The organism is Streptomyces sp. NPDC003027 (assembly GCF_053591435.1).
Map to the genome: position 1 here is coordinate 1 of NZ_JBSFTU010000037.1, position 14,210 is coordinate 14,210.

Sequence of the window (14,210 nt, forward strand, 5' to 3'; positions counted from 1 at the left end):
CGGTTACATTCCGAACCCGGAAGCTAAGCCTTTCAGCGCCGATGGTACTGCAGGGGGGACCCTGTGGGAGAGTAGGACGCCGCCGAACAATCATTAGCCTCAACCCCCGGACATGCTCCGGGGGTTGAGGCATTTTTGCGTTCCGGAGGGCGAGCGACCCCTGTGCACCCGTCCGTCGTGGCTGAAGGTAAGGTCAGGGGGCAACATCGGCACGTTCCCACAGGAGGCCCCCGGATGGAGGTCCAGGAGACTCGCGTTCAGACGGACCGGGTGCTCACCATCCCCAACATCCTCAGCATGGCTCGCCTCCTGGGCGTGCCGCTCTTCCTGTGGTTGATTCTCCGTCCCGAGTTCGGTGGCCCGAAGAGTGACGGCTGGGCGCTTCTCGTGCTGATGCTGAGCGGCGTCAGCGACTACCTCGACGGCAAGCTCGCCCGCCGCTGGAACCAGATCAGCAGACTCGGCCGGCTCCTGGACCCGGCCGCCGACCGGCTCTACATTCTCTCCACCCTCGTCGGGCTGACCTGGCGCGAGATTCTTCCGCTCTGGCTGGCCCTGGCCCTTTTGGCGCGCGAGCTGATGTTGCTCGTGATGGTGGGAATCCTCCGCCGGCACGGCTATCCGCCGCCTCAGGTGAACTTCCTCGGTAAAGCTGCCACTTTCAACCTGATGTACGCGTTCCCCCTGCTGCTGCTCAGTGACGGAACCGGATGGCTTGCATCACTCGCTGAAGTTTTCGGGTGGGCCTTCGCCGGATGGGGTACAACTCTGTATTGGTGGGCAGGGATCCTCTACGTGGTCCAGGTCCGCCGACTCGTGAAGGCGGATACCGCGGCCGATTGAGCCCGTCTGTCCTGTGCCGTGCAACGTGGCCGGCAACAGCGAAGACGTTGGAGGGCCACTGAGTGGCAGGGCGAAATCGGCTGGACCGTCGTCTCTTCAAGGAGGACGCTTCAGACATGAAGGCCGTCGTGATGGCCGGTGGCGAAGGAACCCGACTTCGCCCGATGACCTCGAGCATGCCCAAGCCGCTTCTGCCGGTGGCCAACCGGCCGATCATGGAGCATGTCCTGCGCCTGCTCAAAAGGCACGGTCTCAACGAGACCGTCGTCACCGTGCAGTTTCTCGCTTCCCTCGTCAAGAACTACTTCGGAGACGGCGAAGAGCTCGGTATGGAGCTCACGTACGCCAACGAAGAGAAACCGCTGGGCACGGCGGGGAGCGTGAAGAACGCCGAGGAGGCGTTGAAGGACGACGCCTTCCTCGTCATCTCCGGCGACGCGCTCACCGACTTCGACCTCACCGACCTGATCGCCTTCCACAAGGAGAAGGGCGCCATGGTCACCGTCTGCCTGACGCGCGTGCCCAATCCGCTGGAATTCGGCATCACCATCGTCGACGAGGAGGGCAAGGTCGAGCGGTTCCTGGAGAAGCCGACCTGGGGCCAGGTCTTCTCGGACACCGTGAACACGGGCATCTACGTCATGGAGCCCGAGGTCTTCAACTATGTCGAGGCGGACGTTCCGGTCGACTGGTCGGGTGATGTCTTCCCCCAGCTCATGAAGGAAGGCAAGCCCATTTACGGCTATGTCGCCGAGGGCTACTGGGAGGATGTCGGCACCCACGAGAGCTACGTCAAGGCACAGGCCGACGTGCTCGAGGGAAAGGTTCAGGTCGAGCTCGACGGATTCGAGATCTCGCCGGGTGTCTGGGTCGCGGAAGGGGCCGAGGTCCATCCCGACGCCGTTCTCCGCGGTCCGCTGTACATCGGTGACTACGCCAAGGTCGAGGCCGGCGCCGAGATCCGCGAACACTCGGTGATCGGCTCGAACGTCGTGGTCAAGAGCGGCGCCTTCCTTCACAAGGCCGTCATTCACGACAACGTCTACATCGGTCAGCAGAGCAATCTGCGCGGATGCGTGATCGGCAAGAACACCGACATCATGCGCGCCGCCCGGATCGAGGACGGGGCCGTCATCGGGGACGAGTGCCTGGTCGGTGAAGAATCGATCGTGCAGGGCAATGTACGGGTGTACCCCTTCAAGACGATCGAAGCCGGTGCGTTCGTCAACACCTCCGTCATCTGGGAGTCCCGCGGCCAGGCGCATCTCTTCGGCGCACGCGGAGTCTCCGGAATCCTCAACGTGGAGATCACGCCCGAGCTGGCCGTCCGGCTGGCCGGAGCGTACGCCACGACCCTGAAGAAGGGTTCGACGGTCACCACGGCGCGCGATCACTCCAGAGGTGCCCGTGCGCTGAAGCGCGCGGTGATCTCCGCGCTGCAGGCCAGCGCCATCGACGTACGCGACCTGGAGAACGTCCCCCTGCCCGTGGCCCGCCAGCAGACCGCGCGCGGCAGCGCGGGCGGCATCATGCTGCGGACGTCACCCGGCGTGCCGGACTCCGTGGACATCATGTTCTTCGACGAACGCGGAGCGGACCTCTCGCAGGCCGGCCAGCGCAAGCTGGACCGGGTGTTCGCGCGCCAGGAGTACCGGCGGGCGTTCCCGGGCGAGATCGGTGACCTCTCCTTCCCGGCGAGCGTCTTCGACTCGTACACCGGCTCACTGCTGAGAAACGTCGACACCTCCGGAATCGCGGAGGCCGGGCTCAAGGTGGTGGTGGACGCCTCCAACGGAAGCGCTGGCCTGGTTCTGCCGAGCCTGCTCGGCCGGCTCCAGGTGGACTCGCTCACGATCAACCCCGGTCTCGACGAGTCACGCCCCACCGAAACGGTCGAAACCCGGCGCGCCGGTCTCGTCCGGCTCGGGGAGATCGTGGCCTCGGCGCGGGCCGCGTTCGGGGTGCGGTTCGACCCGGTCGGTGAGCGGCTCTCGCTCGTCGACGAGCGAGGGCGGATCATCGAGGACGACCGATCGCTGCTGGTCATGCTCGACCTGGTGGCCGCCGAGCGGCGCTCGGGCCGGGTGGCGCTGCCGGTGACGACCACCAGGATCGCCGAGCAGGTCGCCGCGTACCACGGCACTCAGGTGGAGTGGACGACGACCTCGCCGGACGATCTGACCCGGGTCGGCCGCGAGGAGTCCACGATCTTCGGCGGCGACGGCCGCGGTGGGTTCATCATTCCCGAGTTCAGCAGCGTCTTCGACGGTGCGGCCGCTTTCGTACGGCTGATCGGTCTGGTCGCGCGGACGCAGCTCACGCTCAGCCAGATCGACGCGCGTATCCCGCGGGCGCATGTGCTCAAGCGTGACGTCGCGACCCCGTGGGCCGTGAAGGGCCTGGTCATGCGGCGCGTGGTCGAGGCGGCCGGTGACCGGTCCGTGGACACCACCGACGGCGTACGTGTCGTGGAGGCGGACGGGCGCTGGGTGATGGTCCTGCCCGACCCCGCCGAAGCCGTCACCCATCTGTGGGCGGAGGGTCCCGACGACACCTCGGCGCAGGCCCTCCTCGACGAATGGGCGGGCGTGGTGGAGAGCGCCGGTCACTGACCGACGGAGAGAGGGAGAGCCGGGAGGTGTCGCGAGACGCCTCCCGGCTCATCGGTGGGGCCATTCGGCGGTAGGCCGTACGACGTGCGACGATGTGCGGCATGTCGCAGCAGCACCCCGTTCGGAGCACCGGATCACCCGCCCCGCGCCCGGACGCGTCCATGTCGCTGCTGAACAACGTGATGGATCACGCGCTCGACGACGGCTACGCGGAGGCGTCGGCCCGGCGCGAGGCGGAGGGCGGCGGTCTGCCGCGTACCCTGCGGGCCAAGCTCGGCCTGGCCGCCGGACTGGTCCTCGCCGCGGCGGCGGTGACCGTCGGCGCCGCCGAGGCGCGGATCTCGGCGCCCGTCGTCGCCAAGGAGCGGCAGGAGCTGATCGGCAGGATCGACGCGGAGACCTCGGCGGCCGACAAGCTGGAGGGGGACGTCGAGAAGATCCGTGCCGAGGTGGGGGAGCGGCAGCGCAAAGCGCTCGAGCAGCACGGCGGAGACCAGGCCGAGCTCGTGGCGCTCCTCTCCGGTGCCACGCCGGTGCGAGGCCCTGGGGTGAGGCTCGTGGTCGACGACGCCAAGGGCACCGAGCAGGGCGGCGGAGGCCCCCGGGAGAGCAGCGGGTTCGCCGACACCGGGCGCGTACGCGACCGGGACATGCAGCGGATCGTCAACGGTCTGTGGGAGTCCGGCGCGGAAGCCGTCGCCATCAACGGGCAGCGGCTGACGTCCCTGTCCGCGATCCGGGCGGCCGGCGACGCCATACTGGTCGACAACAAGCCGCTGGTGCCGCCGTACACCGTGCTGGCGGTGGGGGACGGGCAGCGGCTGAGCACCGCGTTCCAGGACAGCGCCGACGGGCAGTACCTGCACGCGCTGCGGGAGAACTTCGGGATCCGGACGAGCATCTCGGCCCAGGCCGAGGTGCGCCTGCCGGCCGCGCCGAGCCTGATCGTACGTACAGCAGTGCCGAGGGGAGCCGGGGCGGCCGACGCCACCGGGCGGGCCACGGCCGACACAGGGAAGGGCACATCTTGATCGCCGTACTGGGCCTGATCGTGGGAGTCGTGGTCGGACTGTTGGTCCGGCCCGAGGTTCCGGCGGTGGTCGAGCCCTATCTTCCGATCGCCGTGGTCGCCGCCCTCGACGCGGTCTTCGGCGGCCTGCGGGCCATGCTCGACGGGATCTTCGTCGACAAGGTCTTCGTGGTCTCCTTCCTCTCCAACGTGGTCGTGGCCGCACTGATCGTCTTCCTGGGCGACAAGCTGGGCGTCGGCGCGCAGCTGTCGACCGGTGTGGTCGTCGTCCTCGGCATCCGGATCTTCTCCAACGCGGCCGCCATCCGGCGCCATGTGTTCCGGGCGTGAGGCCGATGAGCAACGACGAGACGCCTCAGAACGAAACCCCTCAGAACGAGACCCCGCCCACGAATCCGCAGAGCGCCGCTCCTCCGGAACCGGGGCCCCGGGACGAAGCTCATCAGGAGGCGGCTGCCGGGAACGGCATCACGGGCCGGCAGCGGCTGAAGGCCGGCCTGTGGCCGCCGCGCGTGAGCCGGGCTCAGCTCATCGTCGCCGTCCTGCTGTTCGTCCTGGGCCTCGGCCTCGCCATCCAGGTGCGCTCGACCAGTGACAACAGCGCGCTGCGCGGCGCCCGCCAGGAGGACCTGGTGCGCATCCTGGACGAGCTGGACGACCGTACGCAGCGACTCGAGGACGAGAAGGCGCGGCTGGAGAGCCAGCGCTCGGAGCTGGAGTCCAGTTCGGACCAGGCCGAGGAGGCGCGGAAGCAGACCCAGGAGAAGGAGCGGCAGCTCGGCATCCTGGCCGGCACGGTCGCGGCCGAGGGGCCGGGGATCACGCTGACCATCTCGGACGGCTCGGGCGCGGTCGAGTCGGACATGCTGCTCGACGCCATCCAGGAGCTGCGCGCCGCCGGCGCCGAGGCGATCCAGGTCAACGACGTACGGGTGGTGGTAGACAGCTATTTCTCCGGCGGTGACGGTTCGATAGAGATCGATGGAACGAAGGTGGCCGCTCCGTACGTCTTCAAGGTCATCGGCAAGCCCGAGGATCTCGAGCCCGCGCTCAACATCCCCGGTGGAGTCGTCCAGACCCTGGAGAAGGAGCAGGCCACAGCCACTGTGGCCCGGTCCGAGAAGATCGTCGTGGATGCCTTGCGACCTGCGAAGCGGCCTGACTACGCTCAGTCGTCCTCGCAGTGAGGCGGGGTGCATGACGGTCACGCGACAAGGGCAAGAGGTTGCGGGGGGTCGCCGCACCACAAGCGTGGTGCGTGGTGGAAACTGTCCGGAGGATACGGACGTTGTGAGAATGTCCGGGTCGGCAGGTGTGTTCATTCAGGGTTCGTCCTGCCCCACGGGCGGGTCTGTTTCGGTCAAGGGGAATCGCCCGTGAAGTTGTTTGCGAAGTTGTTCGGCAAGAGCGCACGCGAGGACGGCGGCAACGCCAAGCACCGCGCGCCGCGCCATGCCCAGAGTGAGGAACAGGGTGGCGAGCGCCCCCTCTTCCGTGACGAGGTCGATGGCCAGGGCGGTGACATTCCGGGCGGACAGGGCGCGTCGTCTGTTGACCCTGCCGGTGCCGGCCGCATAGGTTTCGGAGAACCATCGACCTCGGGTACGGGTGGAGGGTTCACCCCCGACCCGTATGCGACCCAGACCTCCGCGGGCCAGCCGCGGCAGGAGGATGCGTCCATGCCGGTGTGTACGAGGTGCGGTCACCGCAACACCGCGGACAGCCGTTTCTGCTCCCACTGCGGTGCGCCCCTGCGTGCCGGCGTGCCCGTGGAGCGCGCGTCCGAGACGACGTCCACGATCTCGATCTCGGGTCTGGAGGCGTACGACTCCGAGGTCACCGGCCAGACCGCCGTCCCGTCGCTGTCGCCCGAGGCGCTGGCGGCCGTCGAGGCGCTGCCGACCGGTTCGGCACTCCTCGTCGTGCGTCGTGGCCCGAACTCCGGCAGCCGCTTCCTGCTGGACGGCGAGCTGACCACGGCCGGCCGTCACCCGCAGAGCGACATCTTCCTGGACGACGTGACGGTGTCGCGGCGGCATGTGGAGTTCCGTCGGGCGCAGGACGGCAGCTTCACGGTCGCCGATGTCGGCAGCCTGAACGGTACGTACGTCAACCGCGAGCCGATCGACTCGGCCGTTCTGTCCAACGGCGACGAGGTCCAGATCGGCAAGTACCGGCTGGTCTTCTACTCGAGCCAGCGGGGCGCGTAACGCCTCGGAGAAGCCTTCAGGGAAGGTCCATGCTGCGAACACCGACGGGCGGTGCCGGACACGGTGCCGCCGCCGCGGGCGACCGGCTGGTCAGCATCGGCGCGGTGCTGAATCAGCTGCGCGACGAGTTTCCCGAAGTGACCATCTCCAAGATCCGGTTCCTGGAGGCCGAGGGGCTCGTCGAGCCCCGGCGGACGGCCTCCGGGTACCGGAAGTTCAGCCCGCAGGACGTGGAGCGGCTCGCTCTGATCCTGCGGATGCAGCGTGACCACTATCTTCCCCTGAAGGTCATCCGCGAGCATCTCGACGCCCTCGCCCGGGGTGAACAGATCACGCTGCCCGCCCCGAGCCCCCAGCGGGACCTGCTGGAGGGTGCCTGGGAGGCGGAGGGCGACCGTCCGACCGCCACACGGGTGGGCCGGGCCGAGCTGCTCGCCGCCGCCGAGGTGAGCGAGGAGGAGCTCGCGGAGTGGGAGTCGTACGGGCTCATCGCTCCGGCGGCCGAGGGCGGGTACGACGCCGAGGCGGTCACCGTCGCCAGACTTGTCGCGGACTTGGGGAGATTCGGTCTGGAACCGCGCCATCTTCGGGCGGTGAAAGCGGCCGCGGACCGGGAGGCCGGGCTGGTCGAACAGATGGTCGCGCCGCTGCGCCGGCACCGTAATCCGCAGACCAGAGCACATGCGGAGGCCACCGCCAAGGAGCTCGCCGGGCTCTCCGTGAGGCTGCACGCGGCACTGGTGCAGACGGCGCTGGGGATCCGGTTGCAGTGACCTTGGGGGGTCCCGACTACCCAAACCGGTCGAGCACGTCCTAGGGTTGCTGTGTGAACGAGCTCGACGTTGTGGGTGTCCGGGTGGAAATGCCCTCCAACCAACCGATCGTGCTCCTGCGTGAAGTGGGAGGCGATCGGTACCTCCCCATCTGGATCGGACCGGGTGAGGCGACCGCGATCGCCTTCGCCCAGCAGGGCATGGCTCCTGCCAGGCCGCTGACGCACGACCTCTTCAAGGACGTTCTTGAGGCGGTGGGCCAGGAGCTCACCGAGGTCCGCATCACCGACCTCCGTGAAGGGGTCTTCTACGCGGAGCTGGTCTTCGCCAGCGGTGTCGAGGTGAGCGCCAGGCCGTCCGACGCGATAGCGCTGGCCCTGCGCACCGGGACGCCGATCTTCGGCAGTGACGGTGTCCTGGACGACGCCGGTATCGCGATTCCGGACGAGCAGGAGGACGAGGTGGAGAAGTTCCGCGAATTCCTCGACCAGATCTCGCCGGAGGACTTCGGTTCCAGCAGCCAGTGAGGCGTTCCGGCGAGGTGCTGCCCCGGCGGATGAAGCGGCGAAGTGCCGTCCCGCCCGGGTGCTGATCCGAGGGCGCGTCAGCGCATTCGAGTAGCCTTTCCCCGGAGAGGGGTACGGGAAACCACTCTCAGGGTGATTATCACTCGGCGTGCCGAGTGTGGCGATCGTTGACGCACCCCGAGTGACTGCCTACCTTCGTGTGGGCAGGTCAAGGACGGAGGGTCGGCGTGATGAGCAGCGGCGACGGTACGGCAGGGGGCTCCCTCGGGCGTGCGCCCGGTGAGAACGGTCCGTATCCGCTTCACGGCGGTGTGAGCGACTTCGGTACGGACCCGAGTGCGGGCGTGGCCACGGGTGAGGACGCGGATACGGAGACCGTGGGATACCGCGGGCCCACCGCGTGCGCGGCGGCGGGGATCACCTACCGCCAATTGGACTACTGGGCGCGTACCGGCCTTGTCGAGCCGAGCGTACGGCCCGCCTACGGCTCGGGGACGCAGCGGCTGTACAGCTTCCGCGACGTCGTCGTCCTCAAGATCGTCAAGCGTTTCCTGGACACCGGGGTCGCGCTCCAGAACATCCGGGCGGCCGTGCAGCATCTGCGTGCCCACGGTTTCCGCGATCTGGAGCGGATGACGCTGATGAGCGACGGCGCGACCGTGTACGAGTGCTCCTCGCCCGACGAGGTCGTGGACCTGCTCCAAGGGGGACAGGGCGTTTTCGGGATCGCGGTGGGAGTGGTCTGGCGAGACGTGGAGGCCGCGCTCTCACAACTGCACGGGGAGCGCGTGGACACGGGCGAGACGCTGATCCGGCACAACCCCGGCGACGAGCTGGCGCGACGCCGGCGGGACCGGGCCGTCTGAGTCCGCTGGACGGCGCCCGGACGGGCGAGCGGCCGCTGGGAAGCGTGTGCCGGGCGCGCCCGCACGGGAGTGCGAGCCGATTGTCAGTGGCGTAGGGCAGCATCGGAGATGTGAGAGCCGCGCCGACGATTCTGCATCTGGACATGGATGCCTTCTTCGCCGCCGCCGAGCAGGCGGCGAAACCGAGCCTGCGCGGAAAACCGGTGGTCGTCGGTGGTCTCGGGCCGCGCGGAGTGGTCGCCACCGCCTCGTACGAGGCACGGCGCTTCGGCGTCCATTCGGCGATGCCGATGGCTCAGGCGCGCAGACGGGCGCCGAACGCCGCCTATCTCGTGCCCCGCTTCGCGTTCTACCGGTCCATCAGCGAGCAGGTCATGGAGTTGCTCGGACGACTGTCGCCCCTGGTGGAGCCGCTCAGCCTGGACGAGGCGTTCGTGGACCTGGAGGCCGGGGGCGTCGCCGACGACAGCGCGAGCGCCCGCAGGGCGGGGGAGCTGCTGCGCCGGGACATCCTCGGGACGACGGGACTGACGGGGTCGGTGGGGCTCGCGGGGTCCAAGATGCTGGCGAAGATCGCCTCGGAGGAGGCGAAACCGGACGGGCTGGTGCTCATAGAGCCGGGCACGGAGCGGGAGCTGCTCGGACCGAAGTCCGTGCGGATCCTGCCGGGCGTCGGCCCGGCCACCGGGGAGCATCTGCGCAGGGCGGGCATGACGACGGTGTCGGACCTCGCGGAAGCGGGTGAGGACGAGCTTGTACGGCTGCTGGGGCGGGCGCACGGGGCCTCCCTGTACCGCATGGCCCAGGGGCACGACGACCGGCCCGTGGTGGCCGAGAGGGACGCGAAGTCCGTGTCGGTGGAGGACACCTTCGACGTGGACCTGCACGACCGGGTGCGGATCCGGACGGAGGTGGAGCGGCTCGCGGAGCGGTGCGTGGGCAGGCTCCGGGGTTCCGGGCACTCGGGCCGGACGATCGTGCTCAAGGTACGGCGGTACGACTTCTCGACGTTGACGCGGTCGGAGACGCTGCGCGGGCCCACGGACGATCCGGTGGTGGTGCGGGAGGCGGCGGGCCGGTTGCTGGAGGGTGTGGACACGACGGGCGGGGTGCGGCTGCTGGGCGTGGGGGTCAGCGGGCTGGCGGACTACACGCAGGAGGACCTGTTCGCGCAGGCGGAGGCGGCGGAGCCGCCGTCCGAGGAGGATTCGGGGGAGACGCCCGCGGCGCCGGAGGCGGTCGAGCCGGCGCCGGCCGAGCGGCGATGGGCGCCCGGGCACGACGTACGGCACGCGGTGTACGGCGCCGGGTGGGTGCAGGGCAGCGGAGTCGGGCGGGTCACCGTGCGCTTCGAGGAGCCGGGGTCGGGGCCGGGGCGGGTGCGGACCTTCCCCGTCGACGACCCGGAACTGGAGCCGGCGGACCCGCTGCCGCTGGTGGGGGGCGGGGCGGGGACGGCGGCGGTCGCTTAGGAACCGTCCCGCGGCGATCGCCCAGGAACCGTCCCCCGGCGGTTCCCGGATCGCTCTGGGACGTACAACGTGGTGCCCACGGGGGAGAAGAGCCGTGCGCGCTCGCGCGGGGACAAGCGGTCGCCCCGGGAAGGCCGCGGCCTGCGGCCGCCCGGGGCGAACCGGGCTGGAGAGGCCCGAGCGGCCGGTCAGGCTTCCTCCTGGCCCGCCAGGTGGCCGAAGTCGTGGTCCGGCACCGGCGGCAGGGCGATGTTGTAGTGGCGGTAGAGCTGGAGCTCCTGTTCCGGGGAGAGATGGCGGCCCACACCGAAGTCGGGGGCGTCCTTGATCAGGGCGCGCTCGTACGGGACGTGGAGACCGTCCTCGACCAGTTCGCTGGGCTCCAGAGGGACGAACGCGTCCCGGCTGAACAGTCCCGTGCGGACCGCGGCCCACTCCGGTACCCCCGTCGCGTCGTCGAGGTACACCTCGTCCACGGTGCCGATCTTGTTGCCGTCGCGGTCGAACGCCTTGCGGCCGATCAGGCTGCGCGGATCGATGTCGGTCTGCACGGTCCCTCCAACTGTCGCGACTGGTCTTCGAAGACCTTCAAAGACTACGAAAGTGCACATCTGGGATGTCGGCCACTTGAGCGATGGGAGCGGGAACCGCGCTGGTAGGCTGGCTGTGGCTGTCGACCCCGTGCGGGAGAGTCCTCCGGAGAGAACTTCCGGAGGCGCCGAAGGAGCAAATCCTCCCCGGAATCTCTCAGGCCCCTGTACCGCACGGACGAGGTCACTCTGGAAAGCAGGGCGGGCGTCCGACGGCATCCGCTCTCACCGACGGTGAAAGCCGGCGTGCCCTTCGGCGTGCCGGTGAAACTCTCAGGTTGAGATGACAGAGGGGGAGGCCGTCCGGGCACCCGCGCCGTGGTGCCCCTCGCAGGTCGTGACGACCAGGAGGCCTCCGTACATGACCGCCCACCGCATTCCGCTCTCCGAGCTCGAGCAGGGCATCCCGTTCGAACAGCGGCACATCGGGCCCGACGCCGAAGCCCGGGCCAAGATGCTCGCGCAGGTCGGCTACGGCTCCCTCGACGAGCTCACGGCCGCCGCCGTGCCGGACGTGATCAAGAGCGCCGAGGCGCTCGGCCTTCCCGACGCCCGCACCGAGGCCGAGGTCCTCGCCGAGCTGCGCCGGCTCGCCGACCGCAACCAGGTCCTCGCCCCGATGATCGGCCTCGGCTACTACGGCACCTTCACCCCGCCGGTGATCCTCCGCAACGTCATGGAGAACCCCGCCTGGTACACCGCGTACACGCCCTACCAGCCGGAGATCTCGCAGGGCCGCCTGGAGGCGCTGCTCAACTTCCAGACCATGGTCGCCGACCTCACCGGTCTGCCCACCTCCGGTGCCTCGCTGCTCGACGAGGGCACCGCGGCCGCCGAGGCCATGGCCCTCTCCCGGCGCGTCGGCAAGGTCAAGAACGGCGTCTTCCTCGTCGACGCCGACGCCCTGCCCCAGACCATCGCCGTCATCGAGACCCGCGCCGAACCGACCGGCGTCGAGGTCGTCGTCGCCGACCTGAGCGAGGGAATCCCCGCCGAGATCGCCGAGCGCGGTGTCTTCGGTGTGCTGATCCAGTACCCGGGGGCCTCCGGCGCCGTCCGGGACATCAAGCCCGTCATCGACGCCGCCCACGAGATCGGCGCGATCGTCACCGTCGCCGCCGACCTGCTGGCGCTCACCCTGCTCACCTCGCCCGGCGAGCTGGGGGCGGACATCGCCGTCGGCACGACCCAGCGCTTCGGCGTCCCGATGGGCTTCGGCGGGCCCCACGCCGGTTACATGGCCGTCCAGGACAAGCACGCCCGCTCCCTTCCCGGCCGCCTGGTCGGCGTCTCGGTCGACGCCGACGGCAACCGCGCCTACCGCCTGGCCCTGCAGACCCGCGAACAGCACATCCGCCGTGAGAAGGCCACCAGCAACATCTGCACGGCGCAGGTGCTGCTCGCCGTCATGGCCGGCATGTACGCCGTCTACCACGGCCCCGACGGTCTGAAGCAGATCGCCCAGCGCGTCCACCGGTACGCCACGGTCCTCGCCGAGGGCCTCAAGGCCGGTGGCGTCGAGATCGTGCACGGCTCGTACTTCGACACCCTCACCGTCCGCGTGCCCGGCAAGGCCGCCGAGGCCGTCGCCGCCGCCCGTGAGGCCGGTGTCAACCTGTACCTCGTCGACGCCGACCACGTGTCGATCTCCTGCGACGAGACCACCGGCCGCGCCCAGCTCGCCGCCGTGTGGGGCGCCTTCGGCGTCGACGCCGACATCGAGGCCCTGGACGCCGCCGCCGAGGACACGCTGCCCGACGGGCTCCTGCGCACCGACGCGTACCTGACCCACCCGGTCTTCCACGCGCACCGCTCCGAGACGTCGATGCTGCGCTACCTGCGCAAGCTCGCCGACCGCGACTACGCCCTCGACCGCGGCATGATCCCGCTCGGCTCCTGCACCATGAAGCTGAACGCGACCACCGAGATGGAGCCGGTGACCTGGCCCGAGTTCGCTCAGATCCACCCCTTCGCCCCGGTCGAGCAGGCGCAGGGCTACCTCACGCTCATCACCGAGCTGGAGGAGCGTCTCGCCGAGGTCACCGGCTACGACAAGGTGTCGATCCAGCCCAACGCCGGATCGCAGGGCGAGCTGGCCGGTCTGCTGGCCGTCCGCGCCTACCACCGCGCCAACGGCGACCTGCGGCGCACGGTCTGCCTCATCCCGTCCTCCGCGCACGGCACCAACGCCGCCAGCGCGGTGATGGCCGGCATGAAGGTCGTCGTCGTCAAGACCGCCGACGACGGCGAGGTGGACGTCGAGGACCTGCGTGCCAAGATCGAGCAGTACCGCGACGAGCTGTCCGTGCTGATGATCACCTACCCCTCCACGCACGGTGTCTTCGAGGAGCACGTCGCCGACATCTGCGCCCAGGTGCACGAGGCGGGCGGCCAGGTGTACGTCGACGGCGCCAACCTGAACGCGCTGGTGGGACTCGCCAAGCCCGGCGAGTTCGGCGGCGACGTCTCGCACCTGAACCTGCACAAGACCTTCTGCATCCCGCACGGCGGCGGCGGTCCCGGTGTCGGGCCGGTCGGGGTGCGCGCGCACCTCGCTCCGTACCTGCCGAACCACCCGCTGCAGCCCGCCGCGGGCCCCGAGACGGGCGTCGGCCCGATCTCGGCCGCCCCGTGGGGCTCGGCCGGCATCCTGCCGATCTCGTGGTCGTACGTGCGACTGATGGGTGGCGAGGGCCTCAAGCGGGCCACGCAGGTCGCCGTCCTCGCCGCGAACTACATCGCCAAGCGTCTGGAGCCGCACTACCCAGTGCTCTACACCGGCCCGGCCGGTCTGGTCGCCCACGAGTGCATCGTCGATCTGCGCCCGCTGTCCAAGTCGACCGGTGTCAGCGTCGACGACATCGCCAAGCGCCTGATCGACTACGGCTTCCACGCGCCGACGATGTCCTTCCCGGTGGCCGGCACGCTGATGATCGAGCCGACCGAGTCCGAGGACCTGACGGAGCTCGACCGCTTCTGCGACACGATGATCGCGATCCGCGGCGAGATCGAGAAGGTCGCCTCGGGCGAGTGGCCCGCCGACGACAACCCGCTCCACAACGCGCCGCACACCGCGGCCGCGCTGGGCGGCGAGTGGAACCACCCGTACACCCGTGACGAGGCGGTCTTCCCGGCCGGTGTCTCGGCCGCGGACAAGTACTGGCCGCCGGTCCGCCGGATCGACGGGGCGTTCGGCGACCGCAACCTGGTCTGCTCCTGCCCGCCGCTGGACGAGTACGACAACTGAGCATGAGTCAGGGCCGGTTCGGAGGTCTCCTCCGGGCCGG

Annotated in this window: 12 protein-coding genes, 1 rRNA gene and 1 riboswitch; of the genes, 12 read left to right on the forward strand and 1 reads right to left on the reverse strand. The window is 69.6% G+C overall.

What is annotated here, in order from left to right; translation table 11 throughout:
* From rrf to ACWDX6_RS23515, 11 genes are all read left to right on the forward strand, one after another.
* Positions 1–88, forward strand: a 5S ribosomal RNA gene (gene rrf / locus ACWDX6_RS23465); the annotation flags it as partial.
* 146 nt (positions 89–234) lie between these two features.
* Positions 235–843: a CDP-alcohol phosphatidyltransferase family protein gene (locus ACWDX6_RS23470; protein ID WP_451486848.1), complete on the forward strand. Its 609-nt coding sequence runs from the start codon at positions 235–237 to the stop codon at positions 841–843.
* A 116-nt stretch (positions 844–959) separates the two neighbouring features.
* Positions 960–3,455, forward strand: a complete 2,496-nt coding sequence (locus ACWDX6_RS23475) for a sugar phosphate nucleotidyltransferase (RefSeq protein WP_451486849.1) — start codon at positions 960–962, stop codon at positions 3,453–3,455.
* A gap of 101 nt (positions 3,456–3,556) precedes the next feature.
* Positions 3,557–4,486 (forward strand): DUF881 domain-containing protein, encoded by a 930-nt coding sequence (locus ACWDX6_RS23480; RefSeq protein WP_451486850.1) that lies wholly within the window; start codon positions 3,557–3,559, stop codon positions 4,484–4,486.
* On the forward strand, positions 4,483–4,815 hold the full coding sequence (locus ACWDX6_RS23485; RefSeq protein ID WP_015032176.1) for a small basic family protein: 333 nt from the start codon (positions 4,483–4,485) through the stop codon (positions 4,813–4,815). Before ACWDX6_RS23480 ends, ACWDX6_RS23485 begins: the two co-directional genes overlap by 4 nt.
* 5 nt (positions 4,816–4,820) lie before the next feature.
* Complete coding sequence (locus ACWDX6_RS23490) at positions 4,821–5,672, forward strand: DUF881 domain-containing protein (RefSeq protein ID WP_451486851.1); 852 nt, start codon at positions 4,821–4,823, stop codon at positions 5,670–5,672.
* A gap of 81 nt (positions 5,673–5,753) precedes the next feature.
* On the forward strand, positions 5,754–6,695 hold the full coding sequence (locus tag ACWDX6_RS23495; protein WP_451486903.1) for an FHA domain-containing protein: 942 nt from the start codon (positions 5,754–5,756) through the stop codon (positions 6,693–6,695).
* Positions 6,696–6,724: 29 nt separating this feature from the next.
* A complete protein-coding gene (ftsR, locus tag ACWDX6_RS23500; RefSeq protein WP_451486852.1) occupies positions 6,725–7,468 on the forward strand; it encodes a transcriptional regulator FtsR in 744 nt (247 codons plus the stop codon).
* Positions 7,469–7,521: 53 nt separating this feature from the next.
* Positions 7,522–7,995, forward strand: coding sequence for a bifunctional nuclease family protein (locus ACWDX6_RS23505; RefSeq protein ID WP_158985224.1), 474 nt, complete (start codon positions 7,522–7,524; stop codon positions 7,993–7,995).
* A gap of 230 nt (positions 7,996–8,225) precedes the next feature.
* Positions 8,226–8,861, forward strand: coding sequence for a MerR family transcriptional regulator (locus tag ACWDX6_RS23510; protein ID WP_451486853.1), 636 nt, complete (start codon positions 8,226–8,228; stop codon positions 8,859–8,861).
* A gap of 110 nt (positions 8,862–8,971) precedes the next feature.
* Entirely contained in the window at positions 8,972–10,333 is a 1,362-nt protein-coding gene (locus ACWDX6_RS23515; protein WP_451486854.1) for a DNA polymerase IV, read from the forward strand.
* Positions 10,334–10,521: 188 nt separating this feature from the next.
* Here ACWDX6_RS23515 and ACWDX6_RS23520 read toward each other — a convergent pair whose 3' ends face one another.
* A complete protein-coding gene (locus tag ACWDX6_RS23520) occupies positions 10,522–10,884 on the reverse strand; it encodes a PRC-barrel domain-containing protein (RefSeq protein WP_403295521.1) in 363 nt (120 codons plus the stop codon).
* 123 nt (positions 10,885–11,007) lie between these two features.
* Positions 11,008–11,106, forward strand: a riboswitch (glycine riboswitch).
* 178 nt (positions 11,107–11,284) lie between these two features.
* Between ACWDX6_RS23520 and gcvP the strand changes: the two genes are divergently transcribed.
* Positions 11,285–14,170: an aminomethyl-transferring glycine dehydrogenase gene (gene gcvP, locus ACWDX6_RS23525; RefSeq protein ID WP_451486855.1), complete on the forward strand. Its 2,886-nt coding sequence runs from the start codon at positions 11,285–11,287 to the stop codon at positions 14,168–14,170.
* Positions 14,171–14,210 lie beyond the last annotated feature (40 nt).

Excerpts from the sequence above, each read along its gene's own strand:
- ACWDX6_RS23470 (WP_451486848.1), top strand. The coding sequence starts at position 235 with ATGGAGGTCCAGGAGACTCGCGTTCAGACGGACCGGGTGCTCACCATC.
- ACWDX6_RS23475 (WP_451486849.1), top strand. The coding sequence starts at position 960 with ATGAAGGCCGTCGTGATGGCCGGTGGCGAAGGAACCCGACTTCGCCCG.
- ACWDX6_RS23480 (WP_451486850.1), top strand. The coding sequence starts at position 3,557 with ATGTCGCAGCAGCACCCCGTTCGGAGCACCGGATCACCCGCCCCGCGC.
- ACWDX6_RS23490 (WP_451486851.1), top strand. The coding sequence starts at position 4,821 with ATGAGCAACGACGAGACGCCTCAGAACGAAACCCCTCAGAACGAGACC.
- ftsR (WP_451486852.1), top strand. The coding sequence starts at position 6,725 with ATGCTGCGAACACCGACGGGCGGTGCCGGACACGGTGCCGCCGCCGCG.
- ACWDX6_RS23510 (WP_451486853.1), top strand. The coding sequence starts at position 8,226 with ATGAGCAGCGGCGACGGTACGGCAGGGGGCTCCCTCGGGCGTGCGCCC.
- gcvP (WP_451486855.1), top strand. The coding sequence starts at position 11,285 with ATGACCGCCCACCGCATTCCGCTCTCCGAGCTCGAGCAGGGCATCCCG.